Source organism: Alteromonas sp. ABD4_190 (assembly GCF_056160105.1).
Genome location: NZ_JBSWWN010000001.1, coordinates 3,455,424 through 3,478,736 on the forward strand (window position 1 = coordinate 3,455,424; position 23,313 = coordinate 3,478,736).

The following is a 23,313-nucleotide window of genomic DNA, read 5'->3' on the forward strand; positions in this document are numbered from 1 at the left end:
GCTTATAGTTTACTGATATCCACAGAGTTCCAATGCGGGAAGTGCTTGCGAACTAATGCATTGAATTCAAGTTCAAACTCAGAGAAGTTAGGCGAAGTATGTTGTGCATCACCCGCTATTTGGTCGATGATCATACCTGCACCTACCGTACCATTGGTTAAACGGTCGATAACAATGAATGAACCTGTAGGACGGTTGCGCTTGTACGGGTCACAGGCGACTGGCTGAGTGAACTTAACGTCTACCACACCAATTTCGTTAAGATTTAGGTGCATGGCATCTGTTTCTTCAAGCGTGTTCACATCAATTTGATTATCGATATGAGCAACAACCCCTGGCGTTGACTTAGTCGCGAACTTAAACAAGTATTGCTTGTTTGGCATTAGCGGCTCTTCAGACATCCACACTAAATGTGTTTTGAACTGGGTGTTAAGCAGTGGCAAGTTGTCTGATTTCACAATCATGTCGCCACGAGAGATATCAATTTCGTCTTCAAGGGTTAGCGTAACCGCTTGAGGTACATAAGCGCGTTCTTGATCGCCTTCAAATGTAACCACTTGCTTAACTTTTGATTTCTTACCTGAAGGAAGTGCCGTCACTTCATCGCCTGGTGCAACCTGGCCTGATACTACCGTACCGGCAAAGCCACGGAAGTCTAGGTTAGGGCGGTTAACATACTGTACAGGGAAGCGGAAATCTTCTTGATTGTCATCTTCACCAATTTCAATATTTTCTAGCATTTCCATTAGTGGCGTGCCGTCAAACCAAGGTGTTTTTTCACTTACACCTACCACGTTATCGCCTTCAAGCGCTGAAATAGGAACAAACTGAATATCAGGAATATCAAGCTGTTCAGCAAACTTCAGGTAATCTTCCTGAATCTGCTTGTACACTTCTTCTGAATAGTCCATTAAGTCCATTTTGTTGATAGCAACAATAACGTGCTTAATACCTAGAAGTGAAACTAGGAATGAGTGACGCTTGGTTTGCACTTTAACGCCACCACGTGCATCAACAAGGATAATAGCAAGGTCGCACGTTGACGCGCCAGTTACCATGTTGCGCGTGTACTGCTCATGCCCTGGGGTATCAGCGATAATAAATTTACGCTTGTCGGTAGAGAAGTAGCGGTATGCTACGTCAATTGTAATACCTTGTTCACGTTCAGACTGAAGGCCGTCTACAAGAAGGGCAAGGTCAACTTTCTCGCCTGTAGTGCCCACTTTTTTGCTGTCTTTAGTGATAGCGGCAAGCTGGTCTTCATAAATCATTTTTGAATCGTGAAGTAAGCGACCAATAAGGGTACTCTTACCGTCGTCTACGCTACCGCAGGTAAGGAAACGTAGCATGTCTTTCTTTTCGTGTTGCTCAAGGTAAGACAGAACGTCCTGTCTTAATAATTCGTTTTCATTGTTCATGTTATGCGCTCACAAGGAAAAAGGGGTTTAACACAGACTCTTTTTGGTTGTACGTAAGAGCGTCAGCGTTGTCATCTAATGGATTTTCAGGGTCAAGTACGGTTACGTTTGCTCCTGCCGCTAATGCGACGGCGTGCGCTGCACCTGTATCCCATTCAGATGTTGGGCCTAATCGAGGGTAAAGATGTGCTTCGCCTTCTGCCACTAAGCAAAGCTTCAGTGAACTGCCCATCGCCACAAGCTCGGTTTCACCTTCAAGCTGCGCCAATAAATTCTGAATTTCAGGGCTTTGGTGAGAACGACTACCTACCACTTTCCACACTTGTGCACCATCGTGCTTGCGCGCAGAAATAGCGGTAAATTCGCCATTTACTTCAGTCCACGCACCTTCACCAACAATACCTACGTAGCTTTTGTTTAGTGCTGGCGCGTAAACCACACCCATGGTCGGTTTACCGTTTTCGATAAGTGCAATATTTACCGTAAACTCACCGTTTTTCTTAATAAACTCTTTAGTGCCGTCTAGCGGGTCTACCAGCCAGTATGACGACCACGTTTTGCGCTCTTCCCATGAAATATCTGCTGACTCTTCAGAAAGAATCGGCAGGTCAGATTCAGCTTCAAGGGCTTTAACGATTACGTTATGGGCGGCAAGGTCAGCTTCTGTTAGCGGGCTGGTATCCTGCTTTTCATAAATGGCGAAGTCTTTCTCGTAAATGGCCATTATCTTATCGCCGGCTTCTTTGGCGATAGCTAGCACTTTTTGTGCAAGGGTATTTAAAGGCTGTGTCATTACACCAATCCCTTTTCTTGTAGCAAAGCATACAATCGCTCAGCGGTTTGCTCTGCTGGTTCATCCTGATAGGTTAAGTGTACTTCTGGCGCTTCAGGTGCTTCATAGGCTGAATCAATACCTGTGAAATCCTTAATTTCACCGCTACGTGCTTTCTTGTATAGCCCTTTCGGGTCGCGTTTTTCACACACTTCAAGGGGTGTATCGACAAACACTTCTACAAATTCATCGTCTTCCATTAGGCTACGGCAGTAATCGCGGTCTGCCTTAAACGGAGAGATGAAAGCGGTAAGCACAAGAGTACCTGCGTCGACGAATAGCTTCGCAACTTCACTGATGCGGCGAATATTTTCAACGCGATCTTTGTCGCTAAAGCCTAAGTCGCCGCATAAGCCGTGACGTACGTTGTCGCCATCAAGCAAGTACGTGTGCTTGTTTTGCTCGTGAAGCTTTTTCTCAAGCAAGTTGGCTAATGTTGATTTACCAGAGCCGCTTAAACCCGTAAGCCAAAATACACGGGGCGTTTGACCTAGCTTCTCAGAGCGAGTGGTTTTGTTGACTTCGTGTTTATGCCAAACAACGTTGTCTGTGGCCATTAGAAGTACCCTTCCATTTTCTTCTTCTCCATAGAGCCTGCGCTGTCGTGGTCGATAACTCGGCCCTGGCGTTCAGACGTTTTGGTCAGCAGCATTTCCTGAATAACTTCAGGTAAGGTCGCAGCTTCTGACTCTACCGCACCGGTCAATGGGTAACAGCCAAGGGTACGGAAACGTACAGAGCGCATTTCTGGAACTTCACCTTCTTCAAGCGGCATACGGTCGTCATCAACCATGATAAGCACGCCATCACGCTCTACCACAGGGCGAGGCTTAGAAAGGTACAGTTGAGGGATATCGATATTTTCTAGGTAAATGTATTGCCAGATATCTAGCTCAGTCCAGTTAGACATTGGGAAAACGCGGATGCTTTCGCCTTTGTTAACTTGTGAGTTGTAGATATTCCAAAGTTCTGGGCGCTGGTTCTTAGGGTCCCAGCGGTGGTTGCTGTCGCGGAATGAATAAACACGTTCTTTGGCACGTGATTTTTCCTCGTCGCGTCGAGCGCCACCAAACGCTGCGTCAAACTTATATTTGTTCAGCGCTTGCTTAAGCGCTTGGGTCTTCATGATGTCAGTATGTTTTGCTGAACCGTGGCTAAATGGGCCAACGCCAGCTTCAACACCTTCTTCATTAATGTGAACAAGTAAATCAAAACCGTGCTTCTTAGCTTGTTCGTCACGGAACTTAATCATTTCGCCAAACTTCCACGTGGTGTCTACGTGTAGAAGTGGAAAAGGAATTTTGCCTGGCGCGAACGCTTTACGGGCAAGGTGAAGCAGCACTGAAGAGTCTTTTCCTACAGAGTAAAGCATTACTGGGTTTTCAAACTCAGCAGCGACCTCACGGAAAATTTGAATACTCTCGGCTTCGAGTTGTTTCAAATGCGTTACAGACGGGATACTAGCAGTCATTTTGAAGTCCGAATTTTATGTTATATACAAAAAAGTTATATGTGGGTTATTTTTCTGCATAGAACGATAACATATTTAAATTTAAAAGTAGTATGCGATTTTGCTATTTAAAATAGCTATCTTATTCCAATAAATAAAACTGTCATGCAATTGAAGCATAAGCTACTTTTTTCAAGGGCTATGAAAAGAAAAAAGCCCTGTTTAGAAAACTAAGCAGGGCCTTACTTTTAGTCTTATTGACGATTTATTTTTTATTACTTTTCATTAAGCTTGGTTTGGAAAGCATCGAACGTATCGACCACGCCTTCTCTTGGTGTACCTGATTTACTCAAAATCATTATGGTTAAGCTCGACAAAATGAACCCGGGTACAATTTCGTACATCCACGCACCAAGCTTTTGGCCTCCGATTTCTATCGGAAGATAAATCCATAGAAGTACAGTCACAGCACCAACTATCATGCCTCCCAATGCCGCGCGGCGGGTCATTTCACGTTTAAATAAGCTAAACAGTACTAGCGGGCCAAATGCTGCACCAAAGCCAGCCCATGCGTTACTCACTAAGGTCAATATCGTGCTGTCTCTATCATAAGCCAGGTAGATAGCCACGAGTGCGACGGCTACAACGCTTACACGACCCGCTATTACTAACTCACCATCAGATGCATCTCTGCGAAGGAAGGCTTGATAAAAGTCGCTGGTAAGTGAACTAGACGTTACTAGTAGCTGAGACGAAATGGTACTCATGATAGCCGCTAGGATCGCAGCGAGTAAGAAGCCTCCAATAAGCGGATGGAATAAAATTTGAGAAAGGTAGATAAATACTGTTTCTGGGTCAATGTCATTGCCGTTACCGGTAATATAAGCCAACCCAAATAAACCCGTCATTAGCGCGCCGATGATAGAAACAATCATCCAACTCATGCCGATGTTTCTAGCGGTAGGAATATCTTTTACCGAACGGATAGCCATGAAACGAACGATAATATGTGGTTGGCCAAAGTAGCCTAAACCCCATGACATTAATGAAACAATACCAATTACGCTTAGTGCTTCATTAGTAGAGGCGTCCATAAATGCATCAAATAAAGCAGGATTAATGGTATCTAGTGCGTCAATTGAAGCCCCAATGCCGCCAAGCTCACTGATGACCACAGCAGGTACCATAATGAGTGATACGAACATTATGCAGCCTTGAACGAAATCGGTCATGCTCACTGCCATAAATCCACCTACGAGGGTGTAGGCAACGACAACACCGGCAGTAACGTATAAGCCGGTCTCATAAGTTAAGCCAAAGGATGTTTCAAAAAGCTTTCCACCAGCGACAACACCAGAAGAGGTATACAGCGTGAAGAAGACAACGATAACCACAGAAGCTATAACGCGCAATAAACGCGAGTTATCGGCAAAACGGTTCTCAAAATAGTCGGGGAGGGTAATGGAGTTGTTAGCCACTTCGGTGTAAACGCGAAGGCGCGGAGCGACCAACATATAATTTGCGAGCGCACCTAGAACCAATCCAACGGCAATCCAGCCTGCAGATAAGCCCGATACGTACATGGCACCAGGTAAACCCATGAGCATCCAGCCACTCATATCTGATGCGCCTGCTGAAAGTGCGGTTACAGCGGGGCCTAATTGGCGGCCGCCAAGCATATAGCCTTCTACGTTGGTGTCTGTTTGCCGATAGGCAAATAGGCCTATTCCCAACATTACAATAAAATACAAACCCAACGAGATTATCGTGCCAGTAGCCATATAAATTCCCTATGTTTTTTATTTCATGCTAACACCTATGACTTAGAGTCTCTACGTCAGTCGGCGACCTTGCTTGTTTTATATACGACTACAGGTAAATAAAGTTTGGCAAATTTTTTAATACGCGAAAGATTCTACTCGCGCGCGCCCGGATCTTTTTGCTTTGTAGAGAAGCTCATCACAGGCTTTAATCATAGTATCCAAATTGGTTTCTCCTCGGACATTCAGCAGCCCCGAAGAAAAGCTAACTGAAAAGTTCTTATTGGTATGAGCCCAGTGTTTTTGGTGAGAAAGCGCCACATTTAACTCATCGAGTATGCGCTTGGCCGATTGTTCATCGGAGTCAGAAAAGTAGATCAAAAATTCTTCTCCACCATATCGGCAAAGCTTATCTGATTTTCTAATTCTATTTTGGATGATTCGGGTGAGCGTAGTTAACACTTCGTCGCCTACTGTGTGACCATATCTATCGTTAATTTTTTTAAAGTTATCAACATCAAGCAGGGCTATGCATGATGTATTGTCGCCTTTAAGTGACTTCTTAAGGCTATTCAACATCGCGCGACGGGTGAGGGCACCGGTGAGTGAGTCTCGCTCTGCGAGTAAATCACTTTGCCGTTTAGAAATCCAAAGCCACAAAGCGAGTATGAGAAGAATAGTGACAATAAGCGCAAAAATGGTGGTTTTCATTGCCTCTTTATCGGTGGATAGCCCTTCCTTTTCGTCTCGCAGGGCGTTAATTTCTTTTTGGCGATAATGAGCTAGCTCGATGTCCTTAGCGATACTGTTTGAAAAATTAGACGAAGAAAACTGAAATTGCTCAGTGTTCTTTTCGAAGAGAAGTTGGTTGTACGCTTTTGAATGCTCGTAGGCTTTTTCGTAATTGCCTGCAGTATCATAGATTCTTGTAAGTTCGAGTTCTTTACGTAAAAGAAACCTGCTCTTAAATTCGGTTGAAGATACGTTTTCAAGTACCGAATTTTCGTAATTCTTAACTGCCAAAGCGAGTTGCTTTTCGTTATTTTCAACAATGGCTTTATAAGACTGATAAAGGGAAACAAGTTCTTTTAAATCAGTTTCAAACCGAAGGGCGCTTATAGCATCTATCTCACTTACAATAGAGCGTATTTGACTATCATGAGTTACCCGAAATCCCATAATGAGTACTCTTAATTTTTGATACAGAATTGCAAACATGTCGGCTTTTGAATTTCTGTTTTCTACAAACTCAATAGCTTTTTCCGAGATGAATAAAGCTTCCTCGTATTTAGCTTGAAGTAGCAAGGCATCAATCGCTGTATAATATGCCCACGCTACAATATCGTCACGTTGAGTGCTCTCTTTTACTATCTTCATAGAGTGAAAATAAGCTCGACTTGGTACGGATAACTCAGTAAAAGCGATGCGAAGCCATTCATGGGCAGTATCGCTATCTAATGCATTTTCCAAAGTAAGCGTAGACGAGCGGGCGGGTAGATGGGGGAGTGCGTACTCTAATTCATTGATTGCCTGAATGGGGTTAGCTAGCGTAAGTTCCATTGACAGCCACACACTAGCTATTGCGGTTGCTGATTTGCTACCTGTTTCCAAAACTTCACGCTTTAAGCGTTTAAGCGAAGGCACTGTAACATTGATTCGCAGTGACGAACGGTCAAAGTCGTTAACTGCTCTGGCATAGATATAATACGCCCTTGCGGCAGCGTACAAATCTGTATTGAGCGACTTTAGCTCGTTCCAATGGTTCTCAAGCAAAGGTGACTTAACGTATATTGGAACTCGAGGGCCTTCCGTTTCGTTAGCTGTCCCCGTAGCCAATAAATGTCTAAAGATGATGCCTTCACTACTATCATCAGATTGAATTTGTAAGTCTTCGATTTTGGCTTCTATCTGGTCATTATCAATATCAGATTGATAATTCCAGTTATAGATAGTTACTGCTGCTAACCGACTATAAGCATCTAGCTTTTTAAGCCTTAACTTTTCAGAATTGTTGTCTAACTGTGCATGAAGCGAGTGACTGAAGAAAATGATGAAAAGTAGACAAAACTTCCCCCTTGTAAAACGACACCAAGCGGCCATTGAATTTGCTACCTCTATACTGCGGATAAGCTGAAATGTTTGCTGAAAATTAAAACGGTTGTTTTAATCCTAAAGTATAAGTTTTATTGAACGTATTTTCACCTTAAATTTAGGTAAAAAAAATCGGCCACAGTGGGCCGATGAAGGGAAGTGCATAAATTCAGCACTTTTTTGGAACAATGAGCAAGCTTTTTTCTAGGCCGAAAATTGAATCCTTTCAGAGACTGCTTTTTTCATTTCACTTAAGTCAGCGTCTTTGTCGCCCACAATCATGACATTGGCGTGTCTCATTTTGATGCTTTCGCCGTGGTATTGGTCGTCAGAAAATTCGCTAGGTACGGTGATGTCACCGCGTTCAGGCACAACAAATACCGACATTTTCCCTTGTGGCGTATCAAGGATAAGGTGCAGGCTTCTCACTGTACTTAAGTGACAATAGTTCACCACTTCAACACCATCAAGCATCTCACTAAAGCTACCGCCAAAGCTGGCTAGTTTTGCATTTACCATATTCAAATCAGCTGGAAGTAGCGAATGCGCAGTTTCCATTTCGGCATACTGCATATGCGCTAGCGCTTGACCACCAATACTAAGCGGTTGGTGGTACCACATGGTAAGTCCGATACCTATAGTGAAAGCAACAGATGCGGCCATCGCCAAATACCAACGACTTCTGCGTTTGTAGCGATTGAACTCGTCAGTCGACTGTTGCCAAATGAGCTTGCTAGCAAGGTCTTCTGGCACATCGACTTTTAAAGCTTGCTTTAATTGCTTATCTAACTGCTTTTGTTCATTCCAGAAATTGCGTTTGCTTTCATCCGCTTTCGCTGCTTCTACAACATCACTGTCAGTCGTTTCTGGATCGGCGTAGATTCGACGCCTAAATTCTAACTCATCCATTTATACGACCTCTCTGTTCATTTTGTTTCTCTAATGCCTCTTTCAGCTGGTTTCTCGCTCTAAATAAACGCGTCATTACTGTGTTTTTATTAAGCCCTAACTGGTTGGCAATCTCTTCACCACTGAACCCGAAAATCAATTGAAGGATTAACGGTTCGCGGTATTCCACACTAAGCCCACCTAACAGTCGCTGAAGCTCTCTGTCTTTCAGGTCGCCGTCTGCATGTTGGGTGTCATCTTGTATATGACAATCGTCAATATCTACCGTGTCGAATTGCTTGCGCTCGAACCTGCGGGCATTCTCACGACGAAGAATGGTTATTAACCATGACTTTGCCGCCTTTTCATCATTTAGGGCGTCTAACGATCGCCACGCACGTAGAAACGTTTCCTGTACAACATCTTCAGCAATGCTCTGGTCTTTAATAAGCCAGAATGCATAGCGGTAAATGTCGGCGTGGAATGCCTTTACCAGTGCTTCATATCTTTGGTGTTTTGCTTTCATACCCGATAAGACCTGACCACTGTCGGATTTATTTCGCCCAAACATAAAAAAATCCAAAAACTTAAAGAATTTTCACTATGGCACAAAAAACGCGCCATTTCGTTAGCCGAAAGGCGCGTTTTTATTTTAATTCCAGTGATCAGAGCACCTATTAAGGAATGCTAAGCACCTTTTTGAGTGGCTATCCAAGCGTTGATGTTTTCTTCTAGTATAGAAAGTGGTACTGGACCGTATTTTAGCACCTCGTCATGGAAGCCTTTCCAGTCAAACTTGTCACCAAGTTCAGCTTGAGCATGCGCTCTAAGCTCCATGATTTTTAGTTTGCCAATCATATAGGCGGTAGCCTGACCTGGCATAGCTATGTAGCGCTCAATGGCTTTTTGCGCGTCATACTCAGGGTTTGGCGTATTTTCAATGAGGTAATCTACAGCCTCTTCACGGGTCCACTTCTTCGCATGAATACCCGTATCCACAACAAGACGACATGCGCGCCATAGTTCCATGGCTAGACGGCCGAAATCAGAATAAGGGTCTTCATAAAAGCCCATGTCTTTGGCAAGTTCTTCGGTATATAGACCCCAGCCTTCTGTGTACGCAGTAAAGCTCAAGAACTTTTGGAATTGTGGTACACCATCAAGCTCTTGCGCAATGGCACGCTGCATGTGGTGACCTGGAATGCCTTCGTGATATGCCAGCGCCTCTAGCTGATACGTCGGCATCGCTTTCATATCATAAAGGTTTGCATAGTAAATACCTGGGCGGCTGCCGTCTTGCGCTGGACTTTGATAGAACGCTTTGCCTGCAGACTGTTCTCGGAATGCTTCGACGCGTTTAACGATCATTGGCGCTTCTGGAAGAATTCCAAAATATTCAGGGATAGCTTCTCGCATGTCATCTATGGCGGTTTTCGCCATATCAAGGTATTGCTGTCTGCCTTCATCTGTTGAAGGTAAATAGAATTGTTCGTCTTCACGCATGAAAACAAAAAACTCTTGTAGCGTACCCTCAAATTTCACCTGTTTCATAATGTCGCGCATGGCGTTGTGTATGCGCTCTACATTGTCTAGGCCAATTTGATGGACTTCTTCAGCGGTAAGGTCCGTAGTAGTAAACCAGTTAAGGCGATTTTGATACCACTTGTCGCCGTTAGGTAAGCGCCATACACCATCGCCTTCAGGGGTTACTTCACGCTGGTGGGCGAGTTCCTCAATAAACTTTTCGTACGATGGCATGACCGATGTCACCAAAGCGGCCTTTGCTTCACCTAGCAGCGTGGTTTTTTCAGCTTCGGTAATATCAAGGTTGTTTACCTTGTTTTGAAAGTCTTCCCAGATCGTCGACGGTGTTTCGCTTGAATCAAATGGTGCGCCGGTAATCACGTTTTTCGACGCATCAATCATTTGGTCATAAGCCCATGCCGGTGGGAATACGCCGGCTTTTTCACGAACTTTCATCTGTTCGATGACTTGGTCAAAGTAGGTGCGTACATTGTCTAAACGACCAATATATGCCTGGGCATCTTCTTTGCTTTTCACGCTGTGAATATTAATAAGAAAGCTAGGTACCTGTGTATGCGCAGCGCGGAACTGATGCACAATGTAGCGGTGGTGTCTAAATTCGTCGTTAGCCAAGTCACGTTCAATGCCAAGCTTATACAGGCGCAAGCTTAACTTTTCTTGCTCGCTTAACTTGCTGGTGTCGAAACTATTAAGCTTCTCTAAACGGTTTTTGGCGATAGCAACACGGGCATCGGCTTCCTCATCACTGATGTCGTCCCACTTGTCGTAATCCCACTTTTTACCGAGGTAACTCTGGAATAGGGGAGAGCGCTTAAGATCTTCTTCGAAAGTACGCTCAAAAAACGCATTAAGGCGTTCAGACTCAGACTGTCCAGCAGGCTGTTCGGTTTTAATCGGTTCTGGCGCTGTTTGCGCGGTTTCACTTGCGGGCGAGCAAGCCGTTAATGTGGTAACTGCCAACGCAATTGGCGTTAGCTTTAGTAGTGTTTTCTTCATTCTATTCCCCGTCGCGTTTAATTAATTATTTTTATAGGCTACAAGCGGTTCGGATTTTTGAGCCTCTCAAAGGGCATTAAAGACCGAGACTTGTGCTGAATATTAACTACAGATAATGCTTTCAAGACCCTTGCGGCTGTCGTTCAGCTCTATGCAAGGGCTTTAATTACGCAGGTTTCCATGTATTAGCAAATGAAATGCGTTTTATGAAGCAGGATACAAGTTAGATAGCGTGTGGCTATTCTTTGCACCTGTTTGTTTCCATTCGCTGCGAGCGCGCTTTATTTCCTCGGTAAGTTTTTCTAACGTCTTAGATACTTGTTCCGATTGAGCACGTTTATCAGTTTGACTAGCCGAGAAGCGCAGTGCGTAAAGCTCATTCACAGCGGTGTTAACTCCTTCAAACTGTGAAAGTTGCGCTTTCCCGGCAGTTAGTGCGTTTATCCATTGCTTAAGAGCAAGTGTAACTGAGCTGGTATCTTTTGCTTTTATCACTGCCATCAGTTTTTGATATTGGGCTTTCTCATCAAATTCCGCTGTAGGAATTAGGCGCTGTTTAGGGCCATGAGCATTTCCGATGAACTGAGCTTGTTTAAGTTTTCTATAGGTAAATAGCCACCCGGTAAGCGCGACCAGCAAAAGTGCAAGTAGTACACTGCTCACAATCCAATCAAACTGCGTTTTTTCACTAGTACTAGCGTTATCGGCATTGCTATTAGACGGTTTGCTTTCCTTACCCGAATCGACGTCGGGCTTAATTGTTGCTGACGGTAAATCACTTTGTGCGTCGTTTACCGCCGCAGTACTTGTCGATGTGGCACTGGCGTTTTTCTGGTTGTTGCTGCCAGTCGCCGGTACTACCGTAATTGAGCGAGCAGGAATTGTGGCATACTCAGTCTTTTGAGTAAGCGTATTAAACCAAGGAATAGTAATTTCAGGTAAAACAAAGTCGCCTGGCTGTGTTGGAATAATTGCCAAAGACGTTTGGCGCTGTGAAATCAAGCTCTGGTCTTTTTCAACAGTCGTTGTATTTGATTGATCAGGATATAACTTAAAGTTCGGCGGATAAAACTCAGGAATATCAGGAAGCTGTTCTTCTACTACGCCCAATGCGGTTAGCGTAACTATGCGTGTTACCGGTTCGCCCGCGACAAAGTTATCCCCTTGCGGCCACTCTTCGTCAACGCGAACCATTTCAGAAGGCAGCCAAGGATAGTCAATTCCTTGAGGGATAGGCTTAATGTTTACCGTAATGTCAGGACCAACACGATTAATTTGCTGGGTACGATTAAAGAAGCCAAAACGCTGGTTAGTATTAGCCGCCATAACTTCACCGGTAAAGATGGGGCCCCTTAGTGTGAACTCTCCTGAAGCTTGAGGGACAACAGCAAATTGACGCTCAATAATCTGATACCGTCTGCCGTTTACTATATCGGTATACTGTTTATCTTCACCTAGCTGAGTAATTTCCGCATTTTGCATTTCTGGTGCTTGCAAGCTGCCCCGCTCAATATTGCTAGAGAGAAAAAGCTTAACAGTGTACAGCAGTTGTTGGTTTAAATAGGCCTCGTTCACGTCGATATCTGTAGTAACAAAATAGTCGCGGGCCACATTGCTTTGTTCTTGAACAGGAATAACTTCAACTTGAATAGGCTTTGTTGATTTCCCTTCAATAGCTAATGAAGGAATTGTGAACGTACCTTCTTTACGAGGGAATAACGTGGTGGTCCAAACTGTAGTGCGTTTGGTGTCAAAATTGACGATAGACGTTTGGCTACTTACCGATGTCCTGCCCACTACAAAATCTTTCAATAGGGGAGAACTGTCAAATGCATCTCTGTCGGCGCTTCCATCTGCCGTAATGGTTAAACGAATAGCTTCATCTAGCATAACCGGATTGCGGTCAATGGTTGCTTCAACTGAATTTACATCGGCATGAGCAGCCGCGCTAATAAGTAGGGTTAGTAAAAAAATTATTCCTGTAGATTGTAATAAGGCTCTCATCTACCAATCACTCCGGTTTGAAGGCATACGTTGACGCTGACGTTTTTGTGCTTCTAATTGCATTTTTCGTTTTAGTAAGAATGCTGGGTCGTCTGGCACGCGACGCATTAAACCTTCCATTCGCTGTAGTTCTTCTTTTTCTGCATCGGTAAGCTCGGCTTCTTGACCTTGCATTGCCTGCGCTTCCCGCTGTGCTTCTTGTTCGTTTTCTCGCGCTTGCGCACTAGCTTGCTGAGTGTTTTCTTGCTGTGCTTTATTACCTTGCTCAGACTGTTCTTGTTCCGCATTTTGCTGCTGAGAGTCTGATGACTCGTTTTGATTATTCATCTCAGTATCATCAGGCTGCGCCGAGTTATCTCCGCCATTTTGTTGTTCGTCATCAGAGCGCTGCTCTTGGTTTTGGTCAGACTGTTGTCCTTCAGTATTGTTTTGCTGGCCATTCTGATCATTCGAACCCTCCTGATTGTTCTGCTCTCCTGATTGCTGCTGGTCACTATCTTGCGAGTCACTTTGTTCGCCATCGTTACCATTTTCGCCCTGGTTTTGGCCCTGGTCTTGTTGTTGCTGCTGTTTCAGTAAATCCTCAACAACCTTTTTATTGGTTTTCGCATCTTCAAAATCAGGTGATTCGTTTAAAGCCTGCTCGTATTTCTCGATCGCTTCTTCAAGCTTTCCGAGTTTGGCCAATGCATTGCCCTGATTGTAAAGGCTTTCAGCGCCCGGAATATATTTATAAGCATTTAAAGCACCTTCATAGTCACCTGATTTAAAAAGGGATGATGCTTTCCACGCTTCGCTATTGAACTGGCTAACGGCGTCTTTGTATTTACCTCTTTGATATTTATTCAAAGCTTCCTGATCATCATTCATAAATGGTTTTTGCCACCATGCAAGCGGTTCAGGTATATTTTCCGTTGGTGGCGCAGACTCTTTCGCTATTTTCGTGCTTGGAATAGATTGAACGCCTTGAGGTGAGCTAATACTTTGCGCTGCATGGGCGTCTTTTACTATTGAAGGGCTTAGTAGGCCAACTAATACAATGAATACTAAGCCGCGCTTGAATGCAAAGGCGGCAAATGGAAGAAGTATAAGCAGCAAGTAAGGGCCAACTTCTTTCCACTGGTCTCCTTGTAAATTACTCTCTTCTTCGTTCTCTTCGCTGTCGCCTTTATCTAGCAGCGATACCGCAGCGAGAGCATCAATGTCACTGTCGTTAGAAGTAAAGGATTCAAAGCGACCACCACTTGTTTTCACTACACCTTCCACCGCGCTTTCATTTAGCTTGGGTATAACGATGCTGCCGGTGAAGTCTTTTAAGAGCTCGCCACTTTGCTGACGAATAGGCGCGCCTTCAGACGTTCCAACGGTAAGTGCATTTACCGTAAAAGGAATAGAGGCTACATATTCTTGAAGTTCTTGTTGTTGTTCTAACTCTATACCATCAGTAATCCAGTAGATCATGCCTGAGTTATATCCGGCATTCGTGAGAAGCTCTGACGCACTCTCTATACCTAGGAGAGGATCGCTGCCTGGCACGGGCATAATTTCCGGTGACAGGCTAGGGATTAGGGTTGTGATATTTCCTGCGTCTTCGGTTAAAGGGCTAATGACAAACGCATCGCCAGCGTAAGCAACCAAGCCCATTTCACCTTCACCAATAGCGTTGACTAGGTCTATCGCTTTATATTTAGCGCGAGTTAGCCTGTCTGGCGTCATATCGGTAGCACGCATTGAAAGCGACATATCTATGACTATAACGTGTCCCATTTTCAACTGGTAAACCGGCTGCGGCAGGCGCTCCCAGGTTGGGCCAGCAAGTGCTATCACACTTATAATCCACACAAAAGCAAGCATCCACATTGGGGGTTTTGCGCCCATTTCGTTTTTTCCAATCACCATGTATTGATATAGATGAGAAGGGATCACAGATTGCCAGCCAGATTGCTTAGCCGTGTTTTTTCTAATTAAAAACACAAGCAGCATCAAGGGAGCGAGCGCGATAAACCATTCGGGGCGTAAAAAATGAAATTGGTTTAAGAAGTCGAATTCCATTACTTCGTCTCCCTATTTGTTTGTGCTGCTCGTATTGAATCAACTGAATTCGGGTGTTGCTGGGACGAGTTAATTCGTCTTTGTGCGAACCAACGAAATGTTGATAAAAGCACCGTCAAGAATGCCCATAGTGCTGACAGTAATATCGCCGCACCAAGGGGGTAGTAAAACAGTGCGCTCAATGGACGCATCTTGCGCGTTTCACCTTCAATAGGCTCAAGCGCGTCAAGTTGTTGATAAATAGCCTGAAGTTCCTGGGCATTTCGAGCCCTAAAATATTGGCCGCCAGTGCTAGTCGCAATGTCTGTCAACATGCCTTCATCAAGTTCTTGCGACGGGTTTATTTGTCGACTACCAAAAAAGCTTTGGATCAGCATTTTATCTGCGCCCACACCAATAGTGTAAACCTTCACACCCTTACTAATTGCCAACTCTTTCGCCTGCTCGGGTGTAATATTCCCTGCAGTATTTTGCCCATCGGTAAGAAGAATTAATACGTTATTAGACTCTTCCCGTTCGTCAAAGCGCTTCACCGCTAAACCTATCGCATCGCCAATGGCCGTCTGTTCGCCAACCAACCCAATGACAGCTTCACTCAGAAGTGTAGAAACGGTGTCTCTGTCATACGTAAGCGGCGCTTGAACGTACGCTGTATCGGCAAATAAGATAAGGCCAATTCTGTCGCCAACGCGACGCTGAATAAAGTCATAAACCACCGACTTAGTCATGGTTAAACGGTTAACTTGTCGGCCATTTAGCTGCATGTCATCTATCTTCATACTGCCAGACAAATCCACCGCTAACATCATTTCTCGACCTTCGTTCGGGATGCTGACAGGCTCTCCTAACCATTGAGGGCGCGCGGCAGCCATTACTAGCAGCAGCCATATCAAGCTACTTACCACTAGCGGAATTTTGGTTTGTTTCAATTGGGTTTGCTCTGACACATCACCAGGTCGCAAATTAGGAACCCGCAGTGCAGCCATGGGTATGTCTTGTGCCTTCTTAGAAAGCAGGCGAACGATAATAGGTAAAGGGAGTACAAAAAAGACCCACCACCAAGCAAAATTAAGCATGATGCGGCTCCTTGGCTTGTTTATCATGAGGGCTGCCATCGTTTAGACCGCCATCATTCACACCGCCGTAAGCCCCCTTGTTTTTTGGCAGTTTGGCTTTTGAAAGCCAGTGTTTTACTGCCCCCTTGCAGGTTTCAAAATCACTAGGGTTGGGGGGGGCTTGATAAACATTGCTTACTAACAAACCTAAATCACTTTCAAGTTTGCTATCACTAACTTTCAATGCAGAGGTTAAGAACGCTTGCCACTGTTTACCGTATAACCCAGCTACTTGCTGAGTTGGGTAATAACTCATCGCCGTTCGTTTTAGAATTGAGTTTAACGTCACGGGCCAATTGTTTTGTTGTGCCGAAATCGATTCAAGTAAGGCTAAAGCTTGCTTGCGCGCCTTGTTGTGACGTATGTGAGCAGTGATAGCTTTATATAAGCAAAATAGGGCAAGTAAAAGTACTGCGATAGCGACCCACCACCCCCAATCTAATGGCCAAATGTTGACCTCTGTAGGTACATGTATATCGCGCAGTTGAGCTAGTGGGTCTTGCTGCTGAGGGGGCACTGGTATTTGATTTGCCGGCGGCATCGATTGAGCAGCTGATCTTGTGTAACTAGATAAAAAGTTTGATAAAAAATGGGTTGAAAAAATACTGCTTTGCATTAATTAAGCTCCAACCTTTGTTCTTGTTGCATACTTTGAAGCTGTTCGTCTAGGGGAAGACCCGCTGAAACACTGAATCGAGCGATATTGTTTTTGCGCAAGGTGCTATAAATCGCGCTGTTGTGTTCGTTGCGCCATTTTTGATAGTGCTGTTGCTCGGTATTGTCGCCTAACACCCAACGCTGTCGGCTTCGACCATCAGAAACGCTGACGGTTTGTAATGAACTGGTATGTGGCAAAGCGTGTTCTATTGGATCGTTAATTACGATGGCTCTCACTTCACAGTGTCGTGTTAAGTGACTCAAGTGTTGAATAGCTTGGCTACTTAAATGCTGAAAGTCTGATACCAGATAAACCAAGCTCCCAGGTCTTGCTAATCGTCTTGCCCTAGCGCACGCATCAGCAAACGCTTGTTCGTCTTTGACTTTGTCCGGCTTAGATTGCGCGCTCTGTTCGTGCAATGCCATAAGTTCATGGCACACGTGCAACACGGCTTTTTTGCGAGTTAGTGGTTTAATTTCTTTGTGCTGTTGCTGATTAAATACCAGTGCACCAACTTTATCGCCACGAGCGGCAGCAGACCAGCTTATTAATGAAGATACATGCGCGGCTTGCACCGCTTTAGTAAGCAGCTGCGTGCCAAATGCCATTGAAGGTAGGTAGTCACAGAATAGAAAAACCGGGCGCTCTCGCTCTTCCCGATACACTTTAGTGTGAGTTTTACCCGTGCGCGCAGTAACGCGCCAATCGATAGCGCGAATATCATCACCGGGCTGATAATGCCGGGCCTCATCAAACTCCATGCCTCGGCCTTTGTGCTTGGTGAGATAACTCCCAGCAAGTTTAGCTTGTGGCATACGTTTAGGCGCTAAGCTAAACAGCTTAGCCAACTGTTGATAGCGAAGTAGCTCCGCGGTAGACAGAGACACCCCGTTACTTTGCAGCTTGTCTAGCTGCGCTTGTACATTCACCATAGCTTAAGGGACTGCGACAGTTGCAACAATCTTATCAAGTACGTCGTTAATCGTTACGCCTTCAGCCTCGGCTTGATATGACAGAATAATACGGTGGCGAAGCACGTTGTGAACCACAGCTTGAATATCATCAGGACCAACAAAGTCTCTGCCGCTAAGCCATGCGTGAGCGCGTGCACAGCGATCTAGACTGATGGTTGCTCGAGGGCTTGTTCCCATCGCTATCCACTGGCCTAATTCCGCGTCAAAATTTGCAGGCTGACGTGTGGCCATAATCAATTGAACTAAATACTGTTCTAACTCAGGCGCCATATACAAAGACAAGGCTTCTTTACGCGACGTAAAAATATCGTCTTGAGTTAGCGTTGGTGGCGTAACAGGCGGTTCTGAGAGGGCTTCACCTCGCGTTAAACGCAATATCTCTAATTCTGTCTCGGCGCCAGGATAATCGATGTCCACGTGCATTAAGAATCGGTCTAGCTGTGCTTCAGGTAGTGGATAAGTTCCTTCCTGTTCTAGCGGGTTTTGCGTTGCCATTACTAAAAATAGCGGAGGAAGAGGGTAGGTTTTACTGCCTACCGTAATTTGACGTTCGGCCATGGCTTCGAGCAGGGCCGACTGCACTTTTGCAGGTGCACGGTTGATTTCGTCGGCTAACACTAAGTTATGAAAAAGCGGCCCTTTTTGAAAAACAAACTCACCGGTTTCTGGGCGGTATATGTCTGTACCAGTTAAGTCGGCAGGCAAAAGATCAGGGGTAAATTGCACGCGATGGAAGTCTCCGTCAATACCATTAGCAAGTGCATTGATTGCGCGTGTTTTTGCAAGCCCTGGAGGACCTTCTACCAGAAGGTGGCCGTCGGCCAAAAGAGCGATAAGAAGGCTTTTGGTTAACGCATGCTGACCAATAATCTGTTGGTCTAAATAAGCGTGTAACTGTTGAAATTGCGCTGCTGCCATAATGCAAAATTTCCGTTTGAGTTCTCGTTATCAGGAAGTGTCATCGGAACGATAGATTTATAAATCTCTTATAAAGTGATCGCTTAGCTAAAAAGTAAATTACATATTAATTAGATAGCTTTAGCCCGTCACAATGACACAAAACAGACTTTCATTTCCATATAAGGTTCATTCTATCTTTCTTCAAGTCGTCAAACAGTAATAAAAATGCGATATGTGGTTGGATGCAAAGCAAGCTTTATAAATTTCGATAGCATAAAACGGTCAAAATTTATAACCAGGGTAAACTTTAGTTTCATTTATGTTGCCCTTAACCCTGCATTATTTGCTATTTTGTTCATTGTTTGTAAAAATCGGGTTTATTACAGGTCAGACCACTTTGGGGCAATAAGCTCAAACGGAAGTCGGTCATTAATTTAGGTGCATTATGGCAACAAAACAATCAGTTACTACCCGAGAGGGTGATCGCATCGCCATTGTCGCGGGGTTGCGTACTCCGTTTGCGAAAATGGCTACATATTTCCACGGTGTTCCGGCTGTTGATCTAGGTAAAATGGTCGTAAACGAACTTCTCGTTCGCCATGGTGTTCAAAAAGAATGGGTTGACCAGGTTGTCTACGGTCAAGTAGTACAAATGCCTGAAGCGCCAAACATTGCGCGCGAAATCGTGCTTGGCACGGGCATGAATATTCATACCGACGCTTACAGCGTATCTCGTGCATGTGCCACAAGCTTCCAGTCAACGGTTAACATCGCTGAAAGCATGATGGCTGGTACGGTCCAGGTAGGCATTGCTGGTGGTGCTGATTCAACGTCGGTATCACCTATTGGGGTTTCTAAGAATCTTGCGCGTGCGCTGGTTGATTTACAGAAAACCAAGACCCTTGGCCAAAAGCTAAACATCTTCAAGCGTTTAAGCTTAAAAGACCTAGCGCCTGTTCCTCCTGCGGTAGCAGAGTACTCAACAGGTCTGTCGATGGGACAAACGGCAGAGCAAATGGCGAAAACACATCAAATTTCTCGTGAAGAGCAAGACAAGCTTGCACATCGCTCGCACAGCCTAGCCGCTGAGAGCTGGGAAGCAGGTAAACTGTCTAGCGAAGTAATGACTGCTTACGCAGAACCGTACAAAGGCGCTCTTGAGCGCGACAACAACGTGCGTTTCGATTCAAAGCTTGAAGGCTACGCGAAACTACGCCCTGTATTTGATAAAAAGTACGGCTCTGTTACGGCCGCGAACGCAACACCGCTAACAGATGGTGCGTCTGCAGTAATTATGATGACGGAAAGCCGAGCGAAAGAGCTAGGCTACACGCCGTTGGGCTATATCAAGAGCTACGCGTTTTCGGCAATTGATGTTTGGGAAGACATGTTAATGGGACCGTCGTACGCGACACCTATTGCGCTAGACCGCGCAGGCATGACCCTAAACGACTTAACGCTAATTGAAATGCACGAAGCGTTCGCAGCGCAAACCTTGGCAAACGTTAAAATGTTTGCAAGTGACAAGTTCGCCAAAGAGAAACTCGGCCGCGACAAAGCGACCGGCGAAATTGACATGGACAAGTTCAACGTGATGGGTAGTTCAATTGCTTATGGTCACCCGTTTGCCGCAACCGGTACTCGTATGATTACGCAAATGCTTAACGAACTAAATCGCCGTGGAGGTGGTACAGGCCTATTGACCGCATGTGCTGCGGGTGGTCTTGGTGCCGCAATGATCGTGGAGACAGAATAATATGAGTCAGGAACAAGAAATGACAAATGAAGTTCAGCCAACATCAGGCGCATTTACGTTAACCAAGCAAGATAATGGCGTTGCTATTCTTAGCATGGACGTACCTGGCGAGAGCATGAACACGCTTAAAGCTGAGTTTGGCGATGAGATATCTGCCATGCTCGACGATATTGAACGCGACAGCAGCATCAAAGGTGTGGTGTTAACAAGCGGCAAGCCAAGCTCATTCGTAGCAGGTGCCGATATCACCATGCTAGCGGCGTGTAAAACCGCTGAAGACGCCACAACGATTGCGGCTGGCGGCCAAGCTATTTTCGATAGAATCGAGAACATGAAGGCTACCTTTGTAGCGGCTATTCACGGCCCAGCGTTAGGCGGTGGTTTAGAGCTAGCATTAGCGTGTCACTACCGTGTATGTACCGATTCACCTAGCACTCAGGTAGGTCTACCGGAAGTGCAGCTTGGCTTATTACCGGGCAGCGGCGGTACGCAGCGTCTTCCTCGCCTAATTGGTATTCAGCAAGCCATGAAAATGATGCTTACTGGCTCACCTGCACGCGCCAAGCAAGCCAAAAAATACGGCATTGTAGATGAAGTCGTGCCGCATAGCGTGCTTTTGAAAGTGGCAGAGCAGTTTGCCCTTAAACGCAAGCCTGAACGTGAAGCACCGCAAAAAAGCGCGATGGACAAAGTGTTAGAAAAAACAGGCCCAGGCCGTAACATGATGTTTAAAAAAGCGCGTGAAGCGACGTTTGCCAAAACCAAAGGTAATTATCCAGCGCCGGGTTACATTATTGATGTAATTGAAACGGGCATGAACGAAGGAATGAAAGCCGGCCTTAAAGCCGAAGCTGAGGCTTTTGGTAAGCTTGTAATGACGCCTGAATCTTTCCAATTACGTCAGATTTTCTTTGCTACCACAGAAATGAAGAAAGAAAATGGCGTTGAAGGTGTTAAACCTGAAAAGATGAAGAAAGTTGGCGTACTTGGCGGTGGCTTAATGGGTGGTGGTATCGCCTATGTAACGTCGACCAAAGCCGGTGTACCAGTGCGTATTAAAGACGTGCGTGCTGAAGGCATAGCCAATGCAATGAAATATAGCTATGACATCTTAAACAAAAAGGTGAAGAAGCGTTTCATGCGTAACAGCGAAATGCAGAAGCAGTTAGCGCTTCTTACCGGTACGCTTGATTACAGCGGCTACCAAGATGCTGATATCGTGGTTGAAGCGGTTTTCGAAGATCTAGACCTTAAGCAAAAAATGGTGGCGGATATTGAAGAGAACTGTAAAGAAAGCACGATCTTCGCATCTAATACTTCGTCTATTCCAATTACACAAATTGCAGCGAAAGCGGCACGTCCTGAAAACGTGATTGGTCTGCATTACTTCTCTCCAGTAGACAAAATGCCTTTGGCCGAAGTAATTGCTCACGATAGAACGTCTGACCAAGTCATTTCATCTACGGTTGAATTTGCTAAAAAGCAAGGCAAAACACCGGTTGTTGTTAAAGACGGTGCGGGTTTCTACGTAAACCGTATTTTGGCACCTTACATGAATGAAGCGGCAAACCTTATTCTTGACGGTGAGCCTATTGAGCACATCGATAAATCATTAGTTAAGTTCGGTTTCCCTGTAGGTCCTGTGAAACTACTTGATGAAGTGGGCATTGACGTTGGCACCAAGATCATCCCATTTCTTGTAGAGGCATTCGGCGAGCGCTTCACTGCGCCAAGTGCTTTCGATAAAGTACTTGCAGACGGCAGAAAGGGTAAGAAAAACCAAAAAGGGTTTTATTCTTATGAAGGCAAAAAACCAGGTAAAGAAGTGGATGAATCAATCTACGAATTACTTGGGCTATCGCCTTCAGCCAAACTAAGCGAAAAAGAAGTTGCTGAACGCTGTGTATTAATGATGCTTAATGAAGCAGCGCGCTGTTTAGACGAAGGCGTTATCCGTAATGCCCGCGACGGCGACATTGGCGCTATCTTCGGTATTGGTTTCCCTCCATTCTTAGGCGGCCCATTCCGCTATATGGATACATTAGGTATTAAGCACCTAGTTGCTCGTTTAAATCATTACGCTACCGCGGTGGGTGATAAGTTCGCACCTGCCGATGTGTTAGTGAAAATGGCAGAAAACGATCAAAAGTTTTATAGCTAAGTTTATATAATGTTAAGAAACCGGGCTTTGCCCGGTTTTTTTATGTCTAACGTTTATTTTTGCTGGTTTATTGTTCTATTTTGGGTAAAATTCGCGTGCTTAAAAAATAAGCGTGTCAAATTGTTGGCGTCAATTATCAATGGGTTAACTTGGATAATTGAAGGAAACAAGAAACTTCGCATAATTAGGTTAAACAGCTGGGGGCAGTATGGTTTCACTCGTAGTACTAAGCGTTATCTTTTCTCTGTACTTTTATGTAGAAGCGTTTAAATGGGGAATGAGCGCTAAAAAGTGGGCGATAGCGGGTTTTGTGTTAGGCCCAATCTTACTACCCATGTTTTCTATCTCTCGCCATATACATTGGCGAAATGCAGTTGGGTTCAATAACCTTTATATTTCTGCGTAGGGTTAGCGATTACGCTTAATAGACCTATCCTATTATCTCCAGATATAAAAAAAGAGAGTATCCACTCTCTTTTTTTGAAAATCGTTTTAGCTTCAAATTATAAGCCTACGCCACCATTACTACCACCTGTCTTAGGTCTGATGTACTCTGGCTGAGAAGTGGTCTCTTTTTGTGACTCAGGAGCCTGTTGAGCGCCTTCTTGCTTGTCGGCAGCAACTGGGGTAGCGGTAGAAAGTACTAGTGCAACTGCGTACTCTTTTAACATGTTAATTTCCTCTGATTTTTTGAACGAACAAACAAAGCCGAT

At 44.8% G+C, this 23,313-nt stretch carries 19 protein-coding genes; 3 read left to right on the top strand and 16 right to left on the bottom strand.

Annotated features, from left to right (window positions below; translation table 11 throughout):
• Positions 1 to 2: 2 nt before the first annotated feature.
• The 15 genes from cysN to ACXAFM_RS15170 all read right to left on the bottom strand — a co-directional run bounded on the left by cysN (position 3) and on the right by ACXAFM_RS15170 (position 18,701).
• Entirely contained in the window at positions 3 to 1,418 is a 1,416-nt protein-coding gene (gene cysN, locus ACXAFM_RS15100; RefSeq protein WP_474831304.1) for a sulfate adenylyltransferase subunit CysN, read from the bottom strand.
• Position 1,419: 1 nt separating this feature from the next.
• Positions 1,420 to 2,211, bottom strand: a complete 792-nt coding sequence (gene cysQ, locus ACXAFM_RS15105) for a 3'(2'),5'-bisphosphate nucleotidase CysQ (RefSeq protein ID WP_474831303.1) — start codon at positions 2,209 to 2,211, stop codon at positions 1,420 to 1,422.
• Complete coding sequence (cysC, locus tag ACXAFM_RS15110; protein ID WP_474831302.1) at positions 2,211 to 2,807, bottom strand: adenylyl-sulfate kinase; 597 nt, start codon at positions 2,805 to 2,807, stop codon at positions 2,211 to 2,213. Before cysC ends, cysQ begins: the two co-directional genes overlap by 1 nt.
• Positions 2,807 to 3,721, bottom strand: a complete 915-nt coding sequence (gene cysD / locus ACXAFM_RS15115) for a sulfate adenylyltransferase subunit CysD (protein WP_014948797.1) — start codon at positions 3,719 to 3,721, stop codon at positions 2,807 to 2,809. Before cysD ends, cysC begins: the two co-directional genes overlap by 1 nt.
• A 254-nt stretch (positions 3,722 to 3,975) precedes the next feature.
• A complete protein-coding gene (putP, locus tag ACXAFM_RS15120) occupies positions 3,976 to 5,481 on the bottom strand; it encodes a sodium/proline symporter PutP (RefSeq protein ID WP_474831301.1) in 1,506 nt (501 codons plus the stop codon).
• A 117-nt stretch (positions 5,482 to 5,598) separates the two neighbouring features.
• Positions 5,599 to 7,560: a GGDEF domain-containing protein gene (locus ACXAFM_RS15125; protein ID WP_474835071.1), complete on the bottom strand. Its 1,962-nt coding sequence runs from the start codon at positions 7,558 to 7,560 to the stop codon at positions 5,599 to 5,601.
• Between the two features lie 195 nt (positions 7,561 to 7,755).
• Positions 7,756 to 8,460 (bottom strand): DUF3379 family protein, encoded by a 705-nt coding sequence (locus tag ACXAFM_RS15130; protein ID WP_474831299.1) that lies wholly within the window; start codon positions 8,458 to 8,460, stop codon positions 7,756 to 7,758.
• Positions 8,453 to 9,010 carry a sigma-70 family RNA polymerase sigma factor gene (locus ACXAFM_RS15135; RefSeq protein ID WP_118489846.1) on the bottom strand — a complete coding sequence of 186 codons (558 nt, stop codon included), beginning with the start codon at positions 9,008 to 9,010 and terminating at the stop codon, positions 8,453 to 8,455. Before ACXAFM_RS15135 ends, ACXAFM_RS15130 begins: the two co-directional genes overlap by 8 nt.
• Before the next feature lie 116 nt (positions 9,011 to 9,126).
• Positions 9,127 to 10,980 carry a DUF885 domain-containing protein gene (locus ACXAFM_RS15140; RefSeq protein ID WP_474831298.1) on the bottom strand — a complete coding sequence of 618 codons (1,854 nt, stop codon included), beginning with the start codon at positions 10,978 to 10,980 and terminating at the stop codon, positions 9,127 to 9,129.
• 204 nt (positions 10,981 to 11,184) lie between these two features.
• Entirely contained in the window at positions 11,185 to 12,984 is a 1,800-nt protein-coding gene (locus ACXAFM_RS15145) for a BatD family protein (RefSeq protein ID WP_474831297.1), read from the bottom strand.
• Positions 12,985 to 15,036 (bottom strand): vWA domain-containing protein, encoded by a 2,052-nt coding sequence (locus ACXAFM_RS15150; protein WP_474831296.1) that lies wholly within the window; start codon positions 15,034 to 15,036, stop codon positions 12,985 to 12,987. It lies immediately after the preceding gene.
• A complete protein-coding gene (locus ACXAFM_RS15155; protein ID WP_474831295.1) occupies positions 15,036 to 16,112 on the bottom strand; it encodes a vWA domain-containing protein in 1,077 nt (358 codons plus the stop codon). The genes ACXAFM_RS15150 and ACXAFM_RS15155 overlap by 1 nt, the downstream gene beginning before the upstream one ends.
• On the bottom strand, positions 16,105 to 16,767 hold the full coding sequence (locus tag ACXAFM_RS15160) for a DUF4381 domain-containing protein (protein WP_474831294.1): 663 nt from the start codon (positions 16,765 to 16,767) through the stop codon (positions 16,105 to 16,107). Before ACXAFM_RS15160 ends, ACXAFM_RS15155 begins: the two co-directional genes overlap by 8 nt.
• Entirely contained in the window at positions 16,767 to 17,741 is a 975-nt protein-coding gene (locus ACXAFM_RS15165; RefSeq protein ID WP_474831293.1) for a DUF58 domain-containing protein, read from the bottom strand. The genes ACXAFM_RS15160 and ACXAFM_RS15165 overlap by 1 nt, the downstream gene beginning before the upstream one ends.
• A 3-nt stretch (positions 17,742 to 17,744) precedes the next feature.
• Positions 17,745 to 18,701 (bottom strand): AAA family ATPase, encoded by a 957-nt coding sequence (locus tag ACXAFM_RS15170; RefSeq protein WP_014948808.1) that lies wholly within the window; start codon positions 18,699 to 18,701, stop codon positions 17,745 to 17,747.
• Positions 18,702 to 19,128: 427 nt separating this feature from the next.
• Here ACXAFM_RS15170 and fadI point away from each other — a divergent pair, with 427 nt between their 5' ends.
• The 3 genes from fadI to ACXAFM_RS15185 all read left to right on the top strand — a co-directional run bounded on the left by fadI (position 19,129) and on the right by ACXAFM_RS15185 (position 23,006).
• Entirely contained in the window at positions 19,129 to 20,439 is a 1,311-nt protein-coding gene (fadI, locus tag ACXAFM_RS15175) for an acetyl-CoA C-acyltransferase FadI (protein ID WP_474831292.1), read from the top strand.
• Between the two features lie 19 nt (positions 20,440 to 20,458).
• Positions 20,459 to 22,600, top strand: coding sequence for a fatty acid oxidation complex subunit alpha FadJ (gene fadJ, locus ACXAFM_RS15180; RefSeq protein WP_474831291.1), 2,142 nt, complete (start codon positions 20,459 to 20,461; stop codon positions 22,598 to 22,600).
• Positions 22,601 to 22,808: 208 nt separating this feature from the next.
• Positions 22,809 to 23,006, top strand: a complete 198-nt coding sequence (locus ACXAFM_RS15185) for a hypothetical protein (protein ID WP_474835073.1) — start codon at positions 22,809 to 22,811, stop codon at positions 23,004 to 23,006.
• Positions 23,007 to 23,103: 97 nt separating this feature from the next.
• Here ACXAFM_RS15185 and ACXAFM_RS15190 read toward each other — a convergent pair whose 3' ends face one another.
• On the bottom strand, positions 23,104 to 23,271 hold the full coding sequence (locus ACXAFM_RS15190; RefSeq protein ID WP_474831290.1) for a hypothetical protein: 168 nt from the start codon (positions 23,269 to 23,271) through the stop codon (positions 23,104 to 23,106).
• Positions 23,272 to 23,313 lie beyond the last annotated feature (42 nt).